The 13,456-nt window shown below is 51.0% G+C and carries 26 protein-coding genes and 1 pseudogene; 26 read left to right on the forward strand and 1 reads right to left on the reverse strand.

Annotated features, from left to right (window positions below):
• Window positions 1-79: 79 nt before the first annotated feature.
• Window positions 80-664: pseudogene (locus tag OGY18_RS01965) on the forward strand (Tn3 family transposase); the annotation flags it as partial.
• A gap of 198 nt (window positions 665-862) precedes the next feature.
• Here the strand turns inward: OGY18_RS01965 and OGY18_RS01970 are convergent.
• Window positions 863-1,633, reverse strand: a complete 771-nt coding sequence (locus tag OGY18_RS01970; RefSeq protein WP_032663819.1) for an XRE family transcriptional regulator — start codon at window positions 1,631-1,633, stop codon at window positions 863-865.
• A gap of 133 nt (window positions 1,634-1,766) precedes the next feature.
• Between OGY18_RS01970 and OGY18_RS01975 the strand changes: the two genes are divergently transcribed.
• The 25 genes from OGY18_RS01975 (at window position 1,767) to OGY18_RS02095 (ending at window position 13,432) form a co-directional block, all read left to right on the forward strand.
• Window positions 1,767-2,024: a helix-turn-helix domain-containing protein gene (locus OGY18_RS01975; protein ID WP_023311692.1), complete on the forward strand. Its 258-nt coding sequence runs from the start codon at window positions 1,767-1,769 to the stop codon at window positions 2,022-2,024.
• Window positions 2,024-4,069, forward strand: coding sequence for a Mu transposase C-terminal domain-containing protein (locus OGY18_RS01980; protein ID WP_286551485.1), 2,046 nt, complete (start codon window positions 2,024-2,026; stop codon window positions 4,067-4,069). Before OGY18_RS01975 ends, OGY18_RS01980 begins: the two co-directional genes overlap by 1 nt.
• Before the next feature lie 11 nt (window positions 4,070-4,080).
• Window positions 4,081-4,974 (forward strand): AAA family ATPase, encoded by an 894-nt coding sequence (locus OGY18_RS01985; protein ID WP_023311926.1) that lies wholly within the window; start codon window positions 4,081-4,083, stop codon window positions 4,972-4,974.
• A gap of 10 nt (window positions 4,975-4,984) precedes the next feature.
• Window positions 4,985-5,275, forward strand: coding sequence for a hypothetical protein (locus tag OGY18_RS01990; protein ID WP_023311925.1), 291 nt, complete (start codon window positions 4,985-4,987; stop codon window positions 5,273-5,275).
• 12 nt (window positions 5,276-5,287) lie between these two features.
• On the forward strand, window positions 5,288-5,494 hold the full coding sequence (locus OGY18_RS01995; protein ID WP_032663816.1) for a hypothetical protein: 207 nt from the start codon (window positions 5,288-5,290) through the stop codon (window positions 5,492-5,494).
• Entirely contained in the window at window positions 5,484-6,128 is a 645-nt protein-coding gene (locus OGY18_RS02000; RefSeq protein WP_032663814.1) for a DUF3164 family protein, read from the forward strand. The genes OGY18_RS01995 and OGY18_RS02000 overlap by 11 nt, the downstream gene beginning before the upstream one ends.
• Before the next feature lies 1 nt (window position 6,129).
• Window positions 6,130-6,363 (forward strand): ANR family transcriptional regulator, encoded by a 234-nt coding sequence (locus tag OGY18_RS02005; RefSeq protein ID WP_032663813.1) that lies wholly within the window; start codon window positions 6,130-6,132, stop codon window positions 6,361-6,363.
• On the forward strand, window positions 6,353-6,544 hold the full coding sequence (locus OGY18_RS02010) for a hypothetical protein (protein ID WP_286551487.1): 192 nt from the start codon (window positions 6,353-6,355) through the stop codon (window positions 6,542-6,544). The genes OGY18_RS02005 and OGY18_RS02010 overlap by 11 nt, the downstream gene beginning before the upstream one ends.
• 80 nt (window positions 6,545-6,624) lie before the next feature.
• Entirely contained in the window at window positions 6,625-7,344 is a 720-nt protein-coding gene (locus tag OGY18_RS02015) for a DUF2786 domain-containing protein (RefSeq protein ID WP_130938576.1), read from the forward strand.
• On the forward strand, window positions 7,341-7,787 hold the full coding sequence (locus tag OGY18_RS02020) for a hypothetical protein (RefSeq protein WP_200484488.1): 447 nt from the start codon (window positions 7,341-7,343) through the stop codon (window positions 7,785-7,787). Before OGY18_RS02015 ends, OGY18_RS02020 begins: the two co-directional genes overlap by 4 nt.
• Window positions 7,784-8,044 carry a DUF4752 family protein gene (locus OGY18_RS02025; RefSeq protein WP_286551495.1) on the forward strand — a complete coding sequence of 87 codons (261 nt, stop codon included), beginning with the start codon at window positions 7,784-7,786 and terminating at the stop codon, window positions 8,042-8,044. Before OGY18_RS02020 ends, OGY18_RS02025 begins: the two co-directional genes overlap by 4 nt.
• Complete coding sequence (locus OGY18_RS02030) at window positions 8,041-8,211, forward strand: hypothetical protein (RefSeq protein WP_158513304.1); 171 nt, start codon at window positions 8,041-8,043, stop codon at window positions 8,209-8,211. The genes OGY18_RS02025 and OGY18_RS02030 overlap by 4 nt, the downstream gene beginning before the upstream one ends.
• Window positions 8,211-8,585 (forward strand): DUF4406 domain-containing protein, encoded by a 375-nt coding sequence (locus OGY18_RS02035; protein WP_039262133.1) that lies wholly within the window; start codon window positions 8,211-8,213, stop codon window positions 8,583-8,585. The genes OGY18_RS02030 and OGY18_RS02035 overlap by 1 nt, the downstream gene beginning before the upstream one ends.
• The gene (locus OGY18_RS02040) at window positions 8,578-8,793 is read left to right on the forward strand and encodes a hypothetical protein (RefSeq protein ID WP_039261756.1); all 216 of its coding nucleotides are present in this window, start codon (window positions 8,578-8,580) and stop codon (window positions 8,791-8,793) included. Before OGY18_RS02035 ends, OGY18_RS02040 begins: the two co-directional genes overlap by 8 nt.
• 177 nt (window positions 8,794-8,970) lie before the next feature.
• Window positions 8,971-9,186, forward strand: coding sequence for a hypothetical protein (locus OGY18_RS02045; RefSeq protein ID WP_071884826.1), 216 nt, complete (start codon window positions 8,971-8,973; stop codon window positions 9,184-9,186).
• 61 nt (window positions 9,187-9,247) lie between these two features.
• On the forward strand, window positions 9,248-9,724 hold the full coding sequence (locus OGY18_RS02050) for a gp16 family protein (protein WP_075200115.1): 477 nt from the start codon (window positions 9,248-9,250) through the stop codon (window positions 9,722-9,724).
• Entirely contained in the window at window positions 9,669-10,103 is a 435-nt protein-coding gene (locus OGY18_RS02055) for a Mor transcription activator family protein (protein WP_286551497.1), read from the forward strand. Before OGY18_RS02050 ends, OGY18_RS02055 begins: the two co-directional genes overlap by 56 nt.
• 13 nt (window positions 10,104-10,116) lie before the next feature.
• Window positions 10,117-10,617, forward strand: a complete 501-nt coding sequence (locus OGY18_RS02060) for a hypothetical protein (protein WP_286551499.1) — start codon at window positions 10,117-10,119, stop codon at window positions 10,615-10,617.
• Window positions 10,618-10,696: 79 nt separating this feature from the next.
• Window positions 10,697-11,341 (forward strand): glycoside hydrolase family 19 protein, encoded by a 645-nt coding sequence (locus tag OGY18_RS02065; RefSeq protein WP_130938580.1) that lies wholly within the window; start codon window positions 10,697-10,699, stop codon window positions 11,339-11,341.
• Window positions 11,338-11,601 (forward strand): DUF2644 domain-containing protein, encoded by a 264-nt coding sequence (locus OGY18_RS02070; protein ID WP_130938581.1) that lies wholly within the window; start codon window positions 11,338-11,340, stop codon window positions 11,599-11,601. Before OGY18_RS02065 ends, OGY18_RS02070 begins: the two co-directional genes overlap by 4 nt.
• A complete protein-coding gene (locus OGY18_RS02075; protein WP_130938582.1) occupies window positions 11,567-12,199 on the forward strand; it encodes an OmpH family outer membrane protein in 633 nt (210 codons plus the stop codon). The genes OGY18_RS02070 and OGY18_RS02075 overlap by 35 nt, the downstream gene beginning before the upstream one ends.
• An 8-nt stretch (window positions 12,200-12,207) precedes the next feature.
• Window positions 12,208-12,450 (forward strand): hypothetical protein, encoded by a 243-nt coding sequence (locus OGY18_RS02080; RefSeq protein ID WP_000171281.1) that lies wholly within the window; start codon window positions 12,208-12,210, stop codon window positions 12,448-12,450.
• Window positions 12,447-12,731 carry a hypothetical protein gene (locus OGY18_RS02085; RefSeq protein WP_286551506.1) on the forward strand — a complete coding sequence of 95 codons (285 nt, stop codon included), beginning with the start codon at window positions 12,447-12,449 and terminating at the stop codon, window positions 12,729-12,731. Before OGY18_RS02080 ends, OGY18_RS02085 begins: the two co-directional genes overlap by 4 nt.
• Before the next feature lies 1 nt (window position 12,732).
• Window positions 12,733-13,233, forward strand: coding sequence for a DUF1804 family protein (locus OGY18_RS02090; RefSeq protein WP_000941096.1), 501 nt, complete (start codon window positions 12,733-12,735; stop codon window positions 13,231-13,233).
• Window positions 13,226-13,432 (forward strand): hypothetical protein, encoded by a 207-nt coding sequence (locus OGY18_RS02095; protein WP_063930090.1) that lies wholly within the window; start codon window positions 13,226-13,228, stop codon window positions 13,430-13,432. Before OGY18_RS02090 ends, OGY18_RS02095 begins: the two co-directional genes overlap by 8 nt.
• The last annotated feature ends 24 nt before the right edge of the window (window positions 13,433-13,456 follow it).

Raw genomic sequence — 13,456 nt, forward strand, 5'->3', positions numbered from 1 at the left:
TTTGAATGGGTTCATGTGCAGCTCCATCAGCAAAAGGGGATGATAAGTTTATCACCACCGACTATTTGCAACAGTGCCAATTTTATTACCAGGAACCACAACACTCTCCAGAGTGATCACCGAAATCCGCGAACGAGCAGCAAACCGTCTTTGGCAAAGATTACTGGCATTGCCCAATGATGAACAGAAACGACAACTGGATGAATTACTGAGCTTTAGTGAAGGTCAGAGAGTATCCATGTTCGAGCAACTGAAAAAAGGTCCTGTGACAGTCAGTAGTCCTGCATTTAACGATGCACTTGATCGTTATAACAAATTGCACCAACTGGGTTTTCAGCAACTTGATTTTACAGGCCTTCCACCGGCTCAGCTAAAAAGTCTTGCTCGCTATGCCAATGTAACCTCGGTAAAAAAGATAGTTCGTATCCCCATGAAGAAACGTACAGCGATACTTATTGCCTTTGTTAAATCATTGGAGGTCATTGCGCTGGATGAAGCCATCGATGTTTTGGATATGCTAATCACTAATATTGCGGGAGAGGCTAAAAAAGCAGGGCAAAAGAAGCGGTTGAGGACGTTGAAGGATTTGGACCGCTCTTCGTTGATACTGGCAAAAGCCTGTGCACTCCTGCTGGATGAGGTAACTGATGATTCCCACCTCCGAATGTGGGGAGGTGATCGTTTCTGCATGGTGGTTATGTGGGGGAAGAAAGGCGCTGAGGCCATGAATGACGGGGGTTGCGAGGCGCGGTGAGGATTCCGCACAGCTCGACAGAAAATGATAGATTATGAGAAATAATGCGCTAACTTTTGCACTGGTTTGAGAGCAATGAGATCGGTATTAAACATGTTTTAAAAACTGTTAAATGACCCGCCCATACCAGACCACTTTGCCAACAATACAAAAATCCGATGGGACATTGTTAAGGTCAATGTTGAACGGCTTGTAAACCGGGTTTGTGCTCGTAACAATGAGTTGTGCTCCTGGCAAGCGCTGCACTCGTTTTACGATTAATTGTCCATCGAGTCGCAATACATAGATTCCCTCTCTAGGTTCCCGATCACCATGATTTACAAGGATGATATCTTTGTCGTTCAGGACGCCTTCCATCGAGTCGCCTTGCACGCTGATAACAGACAGCTGTTTGGGATCAGCCTTTAAATGATTAACCACCCAATAACGTCTAAATGATACCGTGAACATAGGCGTTTCATCATCATTCCAAGCACCGTAGCCCGCAGACGCAGTCACGTTATAGCGCGGCACAAAAATGAACTCTTCTAAATCAACTTCATTTCCATGCACATCATTTATGGCTGTACTTGGTGGAGTTGCTGGCCTTGAAATTAAATTGGTACCAGTACTGCTCTGCTCACCCGTAGCAAGCCATTCGATACTCACTCCAGCTGTACGGGCCAGCACAACTAAGTTGTCCAGTGTCGGTTGTGTGTGGCCAGCAAAGTACTTATGCATCGCCCCATAACTAATTCCGCAATCAGCCGCAAATTGACGGATGCTCTTGCCGTCTATCGCTTTCCGCAACCTGTCGCTAAAAGTGGTTCCTTTTTGATTATCACTTAAAGGAACTTTTGGGCCGTTTTCGTTATGCGGATCCTTTTCTGTATAACTCATTGATTCCTCCAGTGTTAGATGCATGTTCGCGATAGTTGTCATTTGAGTCACAAAAGGAACCAATAAAGCTTGTAATTTTCCTTTTAGTGATCAACACTACTATTACAGTGTGTAAGACAGATGAGTTATTACTATGTATAAACGAGTAGAATCTCAGAAAACATCAACAAATGGAATCACTTCTTGTGATTGGCATCGTGCTGACATCATTGCCGAGTTACGTAAGAAAGGGACCACCCTGGCTGGTTTATCCCGTAACGCTGGTTTAAATGCCCGCACTCTCAATAACGCTTTAGACCGTAAATACCCTAAGGGTGAGCGCATTATTGCTTCCGCAATAGGCGTTGAACCGTCGGTTATCTGGCCTTCAAGATATTGTGAGGTGCTGTGATGTGGTCGACGGTATCTGAGTTAGCTGGATGTGCTGGTGTACCAGCAACAGAGAGAGGTTGTCGGAAATTTTTGGACAATCTTGCATCCAAGAATCCATCAATGAGAAGAAAACGCACTGGTACAAAAGCGTTTGAATACCACATTGATTCGTTACCGATTGTGACTCAGGAAGAATTAAAGAACCGTTATTACAAAGAAATATTATCAACTCAACAGGTAAGTACAAAAGAAACCAAAACCAGTTCGAATATAGGTTCATCTGATAACGGTAAACTTGCTCTGATTCGCCAGTGCCCGGCTCTTCTTGAGCGTGAAGTGGGCTCTCTGACTGATAAACAGAAAGAGATCGCCGATGCTCGTGCTGTTCTGGCAATGGAAGTGGAGAAACTGCGCGATGCCGGGATGTCCCGTACCGCAGCGGTTAACTACATCTCTATCGAGTCTCGTAAAGGTACACTGCCTGCACATCTGCTTAAGGCTGCTGAGATGGCCAATGCCCGCAAAGGCTCCAGCCGTGCCGGTGTTGGTACCCGTAGCCTCCAGGAATGGCTGACCATTTTTGAATCCACAAAGCCAGGCGTTGAGCGTATGGCCATGCTGGCCCCTGGCCATCTTAAAGCGAAGAAGCCTGAGCAGATTACCTGGCTCCCGGCGTTCCTTGCTCACTGGCGTAACCGCAAAGGCCCAAGCCTGCGCGAGGCATACCGGGATTTTCAGGAAGAGTGGTCCGTTATCTATGCTGACCAGCCTGCAATGGCTGTTGCATGCCCTTCTTATGATGCCGTTCGTCGTGCCATGGAAAAGCTGCCACGCCGTGAGAAAGCCCGTGGCCGTGTAAGTGGTTCTGCTGCGCTGGCTTATGAGTGCTTCCAGAAACGTGACTGGTCTCTTATGCCGGTTAATGGCTGCTGGATTGCGGATGGTAAATCCCTTGAGATGAAAGTGGCACACCCTGACCATGGACGCCCGTTCACTCCAGAGCTGACGTTAATTATTGATGGCCGGACACGCTTTATTACGGGCTGGAGCCTGGCACTTTCAGAAAGCGTTATTGCTGTTGCTGATGCCTACCGTTACGCCATGCGTCATTTCGGCAAACCGTTATTTGTGTATTCCGATAACGGCGGCGGTGAAACAAACAAAACGCTTGATGCCGATGTTACGGGTATTTTCAGCCGCCTTGGTATTGAGCACCCGACCAGCATTCCGGGGCGTCCTCAGTCTCGCGGCATCATCGAACGGCTTAACAAGGGGGTTCCCCGCCGCGTGGCCATGCAGTTCGATACGTTCAGCGGCGACAGTGCTGACCGGGAGCATGCCCGCATCACGTCGCGTGCCATCCAGTCAGCCATCAAGGCGCAGGAGAACGGACGGGAGCTGACGCCAGTACAGCGTAATGCCCTTGGTAAATTGCCCTCCTGGCAGCAGCTGCTTGACGCAATCGCCAGCGAAGTTGATGCATACAACAACACGCATGAACATCGTGAGCTTCCAAAACGTAACGGGCGTCACATGACTCCGGCTGCCTATCGTCGTGCCGTTCTCGAAGCTGAAGGTGACGATATTGAATATCTGACTGATGTTGAGCTGCGCGAAGCCTTTATGCCGGAGATGGTGCGTACCGCGCAGCGTGGCTGGTTGCGCCTGTTTAACAACGACTACTTCTCTGAAGAATTAATCCAGGTGGATAGCGAAGAGGTCCGGGTGGCTTTCGATATTCACGATCCCTCTTCCGTTATCGTTCGCCGGATGGATGGTACCTACGTCTGTACTGCGATCTGGAACGGTAATAAACGTGCCGCAATACCGGTGAGTGCAATGGATGTGGCTGTTGAGAAACGCCGCCAGCGCCGCCTCAACCGTATTGAAGACAAACGCCAGGAAATTGAAGCAGAGGGCCGCTCTGTATTACCGGGCCAGCGCTTCGACGATCTGGGGAGTTTTATCCCGGCTGAATTCAGCCGGATTACGGAAGAAGAGCATTATTTCTTCCTCGAAACCGACCGCGATGAATATCTGAAAAAAACCGGTAATACCCGGTAAGTGAGAGACATATGAGCCTACAAACAGAACTGAATGAACTTATGTCCCGTAAGGGTTACAGCCAGACACAGGTAGCCCGCGCTTTTGGTAAAAGCCCGGCAGTGGTTAATCAGTACCTGCAGGGAAAATATCAGGGTGATGTGGACAGCATCGACGAGCTGGCCCGCAGCTTCATTGCCCGCGAAGCCGACAAGGAAAAATCGCGTCGCATCACGCCGCGCTATATCCCCACAGTGACCTCCCGCAAGGGGATTGAGGTCATTCGCCTGGCGCACCTGGATGGTGAGATCAACGTTCTCTATGGTGCTGCTGGCCTGGGTAAAACCATGATTTTGCGCGAATACGCGTCCAGACATCGTGATGCGCTGCTGATAGAAGCCGACCCCGGCTATACCGCCCGTGTTGTGCTCGAAGAGCTGTGTGGGCTGCTTGGCCTCAGCAAACGCGGCAACATGCATGAACTCAGCGAAGCCTGTATTGCTGCCCTGCGTGATTCAGGTCGCCTCCTGATGGTCGATGAGGCTGAGAACCTTCCATACCGTGCGCTGGAAACACTGCGCCGCATCCACGACAAAGCCGGTATCGGTGTCGTTCTGGCCGGGATGCCTCGCCTCATTATCAACCTTAAAGGCAAGCGCGGTGAGTATCAGCAGCTTTTCAGCCGCGTGGGTCTGGCGCTCAACATCGGCGAATCCCTGCCGCAGGCCGATATCAGCGATATCGCGATCAGTATGCTGCCGGATGCTGAGAACCCTGACGTATCTGAGGCGCTATTCCGGGCGAGCAACGGAAACGCCAGACGTCTTTTCAAACTGGTGCGCGGTGTCAGTCGTCACAGCGATATCAGTGGCCATGCAGTCAGCGCAGGCGCTGTCCGCAAGTTCGCAGAAATGCTCATTAACTGAGGATTTAACCATGACCAGAACATCAGGAAACACCGACAACGCAGGCGTTATCTCTGCGTTGATCCGGGCAGAAACGCTGATTTTATTTCTGTCAGCACAGGGAGTTCAGGTGAAAAGTGTATCCCTGCGCAACACACAGCCGGTCATTCGTATCGTGCGCCATGCATGGTGCGAGCGGATGAAAAAAGAGGGTCTGGCTCGGTTTGATATCACAGGCAATGACCGCCACGGGCGCTTTCGCCAGGGCGTTTATCAGGATGAAAGCGGATGTCGGGTGGTCTGGTCTGAATCACTTCATTAAGCAGAGGGATATATGGCAAAGATTGTTATTGAAATAAAAGACAAATCTCGCGGTTTTGAAGTCGGTTGCAGGGTTATCCCTGATGACGGCGACAGCGATATCGTCAGCAAAGTGGCTGACAAAGTGGGTAAAGGTCTGGCTGGTCATGTGCTGGCAAAGGCTAACGAAGCAGTTAAGAAAGTAGCGCGTCAATTTAAGGAGAGTAAAAATGTCCACTGAAAACAAGCAATTCACTGAAAAAACAGCGCCAGAGGGTTACTGGATTGACGCCAAGGGCGTACTGACCCCTGTCAGTCTGATCAAAGATACCGACCAGATGCGTGACGATCTGGTGCGTAGCATCGTCGAAAAATCGACGGCCCTGAGTGCTGCACTGGCAGAGTTCAAGCTTAGCGGCTTTTCCGATATCGGAGCCTTCGTTGATATCTCCGCCAGTCAGTACGGCGTCAGCCTGGGCGGCAAAAAAGGTAACGTCACGCTCTACAGCTATGATGGCCGCTATAAGGTCCAGCGTGCCATGCAGGACCGTATCGCATTTGACGAGCGCCTGCAGGCTGCTAAATCGCTGATTGATGAATGTCTGGCAGACTGGACCGAGAATGCCCGCCCGGAGATTCGCGCCATCATCACTCGTGCATTCCAGACGGAAAAAGAAGGTGAAGTTAACACCGGCGCGGTTCTGGCATTGCGCCGCCTCGATATTACAGACGCTCGCTGGGTCAAGGCGATGGAGGCCATCGGCGAGGCTGTTCAGGTTGTCGGCAGCCGTTCTTATATCCGTGTTTATGAGCGCGTTGGTGAAAGCGATCAGTATCGCGCCATCCCTCTCGATATCGCTGGCGTGGGGGTGTGAGATGGCCATTCTGTTTGATCGTGCTAAAGCGGGCAAGCCTTGCAGCCCATTCATGTCGTATGCAACCAGCGCTGTCATTGCCGAACAGAACGGCGAGTTTCAGCGGGCAGCGGATTCATGGAAGCTGGCATTCAGTCTGGCAAAAATGGAGGTGAACTCCATTTATGCGGCTTCGCGTATGGAGTTCTGTCGTCATGCCGCGCATCGTGGCTGGGGTGTTCCAGATGAAAGCTAAAGAATTCAATGCCCTTTACCCTAAAGTCAGTTCATTTATCTATCAGCCAGCCACAGGTTTACGCGGTGGCCGTGTAGTCAGAACGGTAGATGTGGCAAATGACCTTTATAAGGTCACGGTCGTGGAAATAAATCAGGAGCCTTATTTCGCGAATATTAAATCGCTGAAACCCGTGAACTGATTTTAACCGTAATTTAAATCACTTTTAAAAATGGCGTAAACCCGCAGGGGCTGGCTTACGCCAAATTCAGGAGTTGAACAATGGAAAATAAAGAGAAATATATCCAGAGAATTAAAAAGCTGCTCGCGATGGCGCGTAATAACTCCAGCGCCGAAGAAGCCGCACTTGCCCTCCGCCGCGCTCAGCGTCTGATGGAAACCCACAAGCTGACTGAGGCTGATGCTGATTTGATGGATATCAATGAAGCTTCTACCCAGAAGGCCCCCTCTCATGCTGAGAAGATGCCGGAATATATGGCAATACTGGCAGAGATGGTCGCCCGCGTTTTTGGTGTGAAGTTTTATACCAGCCATGGCACTGAGCAGTGGGGCAAGCCAGCAAAACGCACCATACACTATTACGGCCCCGACGAACGCCCTCAGATAGCGGCATATTCATTCGAAGTTCTGGGTAAGCAACTGGCGAAAGCCCGCCGTGATTACCTCTCCACATTACGCAAGAACATCAAACAGGCCACCAAAGTTGCCCGCGCAGATATCTTCTGCTCCGCCTGGGTCAACGGTGCTTATGCCGTTGTCAGTGATTTCGCCGTCACGGATGCGGAGACAACGCTGATGGAGTGTTACCGCAGCAGGAAATTAAGCGAAGGCATGAAAAAGCTGGAGCCGCGTAAACCCGGCAAAGCCAGGGGAACAGATAAGGCGGAAAACGAGGGTTATCTGGCTGGCCGCAATGCGCAGCTGCATCACGCGGTAAGCAGTTCAGCTAATAAATGCGAACAGATCGGAGTGACAAAATGAAAACCTCGCCTCAACTGGAAACATCACCAGTCAAAGAACTGGTGCGGGCTGGCCATGAATTCGCAGCAGCAATGGGGGCTGATACCCCCTTAATCGAGATAGCAAAGCTGGTCAGCCGACTGGCTACAGCGCTTGATGTCCAGCTCGCTCGCGCTAATACGTTGGCATCGCTGGCCGCTGAGCCCGCAGGCTGGCAGGTCAAAACGCACGGTGGAAACTGGAAGAGCATCAGCGATAGCGATGTTGACCACTATCGATTTAATGAGGAGCTTCCTGTTCGTGAGGTATACACCGCCCATCCAGTGCCGGTATCTGTGCCTGATGCCCTGGAGGATGATATCGACAGTGATGACCACCCGCTGCTGTGGAGCTACAACAATGGCTGGAACGCCTGCCGCGCCGCCATGCTCTTATCCATTTCCCAAACGGAGAATGGCAAATGACGATCACCGAAATTCTGAATACCGGACTCGCCTTCACGGGTTGGCTATTCATCATGGTCCAGAGCGGTAAGTGGTTTACCTCTGTTGTCCTGAAATCTTGGGATAAGCATCGTAAGTCATCACGTCGCCAGAAGGCTGTTGATGAGTTGTACGATGCCTTCGATCTGCAGAGCATTGAGCCTGGTACTACCGTTCGTCTCGCCACAAAGGGTGCTCTGACAATCATGATGTTCCGCTCTGAGGAGGCAGCCAAATGACAAACCGCAAAGCAAGAAGACTGCTGCGCATGCCCTTCAAATTTAGTAACCGTAAAGCGATGACAGGCTGGCCAGCAACGATACCCCAGCCTGGCAACGAGTGGTGCGACAAAAAGAAACGCAGCGCTGCACAGAACCGCTGGAAAAATCATGTGAGGTACCTCTGATGAATATAAATAAACATTCTGAGCGTAAGCCAGTGGTTTTCATTGCCGGGCCAATGACTGGGTATCACAACTTTAACCGCGATGAATTCAACGCTGAGGCTCGCATCCTGGAAGAGCGCGGCTTCACCGTTCTTAACCCGGCCATTCTTCCGGACGGCCTGCAGCATGAGCAGTACCTGCAAATTACATTGTCCATGCTTGAGCAGGCTGATGCTGTTTTCCTCCTAGACGGGTGGGAAAAGAGCACCGGCGCAACCAGGGAGTTTGATCGCGCCTGTGAGCTGGGCCTGCTGTTCCTCTACCAGAACTGGGAAAGCGTGTCGATTGCGGCCTATCGCAAACGCGGCCCGTCAATGGAGGTGGGTCATGCATAGCGTATCCGGTTGTAAGTTCCTGGATAACGGAAACCGCCGAGTCTGGTACTTTCGCGATAACAGTCAGGTTGTCGAGTTGTTGGCGGTGCCGCTTAAGTTGCGCTTCAACTATTACGACGCCAGCAACCGTACAGTTCGCAATAAGGGTACTCAGGCTGATATGAAAAAGGCGATTGAATCTTTCAAGAAACTGCGGGGGATAAAGTGATGGATATAGCTTTAGTCCTCATATTTCTGGCGATGTATTTAACACTTGGCTGGTGTTGGGTATGCATCCTTGTCCGATTAGTGGGATTAGCTAATCTATCCCGCCAGAATTGCTGGTTTGCCTTTCTCTTATGGCCTTTGAGCATTATCGCGACCGATGCGAATCTGGAGGAAACCGATGAGACATCTCCTGAGAAATCTGACAGCAAAGACGTTTAACCAGCGCTTCCCCGTTGGCTCGCAGTTCCATTATTACCTGACACCAGGTGTATCGGAGCGAGAGATTGTAATAACCCGCTCAGCAGCCTGGCATATGCGCAATGGTCGTCTGGTTGTCAGGGTTGAAGGGAAAATCGGTGGTATATCCGTCAGCAAAATGGAACCTTTAAAGTAAGTCATTACAGCAGGCACTTCATAAAGTGCCTGCGATAATGGCAACCAACAGGAGAAATATTATGTCCACGCCAGCAAAACGAGGTCTTATAGGGGCAATTAAAGCCGGTCAGGCATATCTGGGGTGGGATGATGTAACCTACCGTAGTGTTCTGTCTCGCTTATGCAACGGTAAAACATCATCCACTAAATGCACCCTCGACGAACTGCAGGCTGTCAGGGAATATATGCATGATAAGGGCTTTCCTCGCTACTCTGCAAAACACGGTCGACGCCCAAAAGTTGCCAAAACGCGTGAATCAATTCTTGCTAAAATTCATGCATTACTTGCAGATGCAAAACGTCCGTGGAATTATGCCGAGAAAATGTGCGATCATATGTTCCACGTCAAATACATCGAGTGGTTGACGACAGAACAGTTAACCAAACTCATGCAGGCTCTCAGCATTGATGCGAGTCGGCGAAAAAAGCGGGAGCGTAATAATGAATCTGGAACAGGTAACGGAGCTGCTGCCATCAGCAGTGATACAAATAGCTGACCTGATAGGCTTCCCGGCGACCGAGCAGCTTCTGTCTGCTTTTGGTGGCACCACGTTCCCGATAGGTAAAGGCCTCCGCGCTATGGGAGCCAGCCGCGCAGCCCTCCTGCGCGATACTATCGGCGATGAGAAAACCCAGTTACTCATCAAGAACTTTGGCGGCGAAGTTCTCTATTTACCCCGCTGTGATCGTGCCCTTCGTGAATTACGTAACCGTCGCTTTCTTGCTGAGTTCGCCGAAGTGCGTGAGCAGGGTTCCTCCTCTCTTATGGCCATGACCTTTCTTTGCCCTAAGTATGGATTCAGCGATCGTTTTGGATGGCAGTTACTAAGCCAGCACAGACAAAACACATCAATCAATCAACAAGAACTTTTTTAAAAAGGTAATATACATGGAGTTTTTAATTGCTTTAATTATATTCGGTGCTTCTGTTGCTGTTTACAAAGATGCTATCACCAATAACATTGCAAGACCTGCCCGTTGGGGGATTGGTTCAGCATTCATATTCTTCATTGTCATTCCATTGTATCTATTTAAAAGAAAAAAATTAATCGGAAGTGCATTATCAGAGTCGGATGATGCCAGTAGTGTTCAAGGCGGAAAAAATGTTAGCCCTTTATCAGTTTATGTCCTGATGTTCATTTTCGCATTTATTGCCCCAGTGATTAATTTTTACAAAGGTGATTTACCTGGCTGTGATTCATCCGATGTCCATGCTGTTCTTACCGAGTTGCTGAATGGAGAAAAATTCTCTGAACCCGCTCAAATGAGTTATGACCGGGTTAATGCGGTCAGACATTGTAACTTGACGGTTTCTGATAGAGTGTTTTCATATACAGTGAAATGGTACAGTGAAGAAAAAGATCAGTTTGTTGTACAGTTTGACAACTAATTCCACTGAACCCCTTCACCTGATTATTCACATAACCCGATGAAATACTGACGCCATCCCTTTTTAACCGGATGGCGTTATGCTTTTAACACTCCCACAATTTCAGCGAGCAGCAGGCCTTTCGCCAGTGATGGCGCAACGCTGGTTTGAACCATTCAGTAAAGCCACCGCTGAATTCCAGATTAATACACTTGCCCGGCTTGCCGCCTTTATTGCACAAACCGGCCATGAGAGCGCAGGTTTCAGTCGGCTCAGTGAAAATCTCTATTATTCAGATGCTGAGCGCGTGGCGCGTATTTTCCGCAGCGACTTCGATCTCAATAAGAATCGTATTATCGAACCCGGCGAGATTGAATTTGCCCGCCGCTATACCCGTAACCCTGAAAAAATGGCGAATTATGTTTACGCAAATCAGGGTGGTAACGGTAATGAAGCGTCAGGCGATGGCTGGCGCTTTCGCGGACGTGGACTGATTCAGATTACCCTGCGCAATAATTACCTCCTGTGCGGTAAGGCGCTGGGCCTCGATCTCATCGCTAATCCCGATTTGCTACTGGAGTATCTCAACGCCGCCCGTAGCGCGGCCTGGTACTGGAAGGCTAATGGCTGTAACGAGCTGGCGGACAAAGGCGATTTTCTGGCTGTCACCCGCCGTATCAACCCTCCGGCTGAAGGTCAGGCTGACCGCGTGGCGCGGCTGAATGTCGCTAAGGCGGCGCTATGACGATCTCTCTGCGCGATCTGGTGACGAACCCGGCCACCGGTCGTCTCTCAACGTCAGACACCATCGTTTTTCTGGCCTTTCTGGTCAGTTCCTTCGTGCTGGTCTGGCTCACCGTTACCCGTCCCGAAACACCGGGTGAGCTGTATCTCACCTATCTGGGCGCATGGGTGGCACAGAGCCAGGCATCGAAACATATGTCCATCAAACGAGCCAGAGAGGTGCGCGATGTGGGAAGCAGCCAAGAAAATCCTGAAGGTTAGCTGGAAACCGCTGCTCGTCGTCGTGGTTCTGACAGGTAGCGGGATATGGTTCGGCACCTTCATCACAGGCAACAAGCTGGACGCTCAGGCGCTGGCCTTCAGCAAGGAGAAGCAAAGCCTGACTGATGGTTTCAGTGAAAAAGAACGGCAGTGGGATCAGGAGCGGCTCAGCGCTGCGAATCAGTATGCAGCTGACCTGAAGGCTGCGCTTGATAAGCAGAACGCCTGGCAGCAGAAAGCGGATGCGCTGACCCGCGAGCTGGCTGAGAAACAAAAGGCACATGACGAGACTGTTCGCGATCTTAAAAAGAGGCTTAAAGATGCACTTGATAAAGATGGTCCTGGTTATACCGGCATTGGTCCTGGCGGCCTGCAGCTCTTCCGTGAAGCCTTCGGCTACCCCGGAACCGAAAGCCTCCCCGCTGGTCAGCATCTGCCAGCCACCGCCAGCGGCACTTCTGGTCATTCCGGCCAGGCCACAGGCACCGGTGGCGGACTCTCCCCCACGGGAATAGTGTCGTTTTCAGCGGAATACGGCGCATGGTGCCAGCTCCTTGAGGGCAGGCTGCAGGCAATAAACGAGTATTACAGGAAGTGAAAAATATTATGACTCTTGATATGGCCTTTCAGATTGCGCTGGCGCTGGCTGCAACCTTCGGCACCATCTGGATACGTCGTCTGCAAAAAGACATCACCGACCTGGAAAAGGCGGTAGATCGCATCCGGGATGAATACCAGCGCCGTGAGGATGCCAAAAGTAACTACACCGCAATGATGGATGCGATGAGGGAGCTGCGAGCGGCTATCGAGCGCATTGATAACAAACTGGACAGGAAACAGGACAAATGAAAGCCAGACACAAGCGCCGAACCCGCCGCGTGACAATCAGCCAGAGCGAACAGGAAACGCTGAGCCGGATTTCAGCTCAGCTCGACCGCCTGCAGGCTCCCGTCAGCCCGGACATTCTGGGCGGGATTAATGACAAGCTGAGCCGGATTGATGTTCGTCTCACTACCATCAGCGACGATGCCGCTCGACGTGGTGCCTCTGCCGGTGCGATTACAGGTGGCATCGCGGGCGGCGTCATCACGGTAGCCATTCTGCTCATTTGCGCAAAACTGGAGCTGTGATATGGCGCATCCGCAGGAAACACGGGAAAAACTGCGACGATCTTATATCTTCGGCCAGATGTCGCTTGAAATAGCCTCCGCTCAGGCTGGCGTGGCATTTGCGACAGCTCGCCGCTGGAAGAAGGAAGCACAGGACGCAGGCGATGACTGGGACAAGTTACGCGCCGCTCACCTTATGGCCGGGAACGGTCTTGAGGAGATTGGCCGCGCCATTCTCACCGGGTTAATGACCCAGTATCAGACCACGCTGGAGCTGCTGACAACCGAGTCTCAGCTCCCTCCGGGGGAACGCGTCGAGCTTCTGGCAAGCCTTGCCGATGCATTTAACAAAGCCGTCGCAGCAAACAAGAAAATACTGCCGGAGGTAAGCCAGCTGGCGGTGGCGCTGGATGTTATCCAGAAGCTCAGCGCATTTGTCGCCGAGCACTATCCAAAGCATCTGGCCGCGTTCGTGGAAATCCTTGAACCCTTCGGCAAGGAGATGGAGCAACACTATGGCTGACCAGTTAATCCGGGTTAACAGTGAAAACTATGTGATGGCCAGTGACGTGCTGGGCGTCCGGTTCGCGGGCGGCAAAAACGTAACCGTCGCGACGTCGACAGGCTGCTACAGCCTCGATGTTGAACGAGATAAAACCGGCATCGAGTCGATGAACCGCTTCATCAGCGAGGTTAATAAAGCCCTCCGCAATCACCATTAACAGGCTGTTAAGGGCAAATTAATC

This window comes from Citrobacter sp. Cpo142 (assembly GCF_030332425.1).
GTDB lineage: Bacteria > Pseudomonadota > Gammaproteobacteria > Enterobacterales > Enterobacteriaceae > Citrobacter > Citrobacter portucalensis.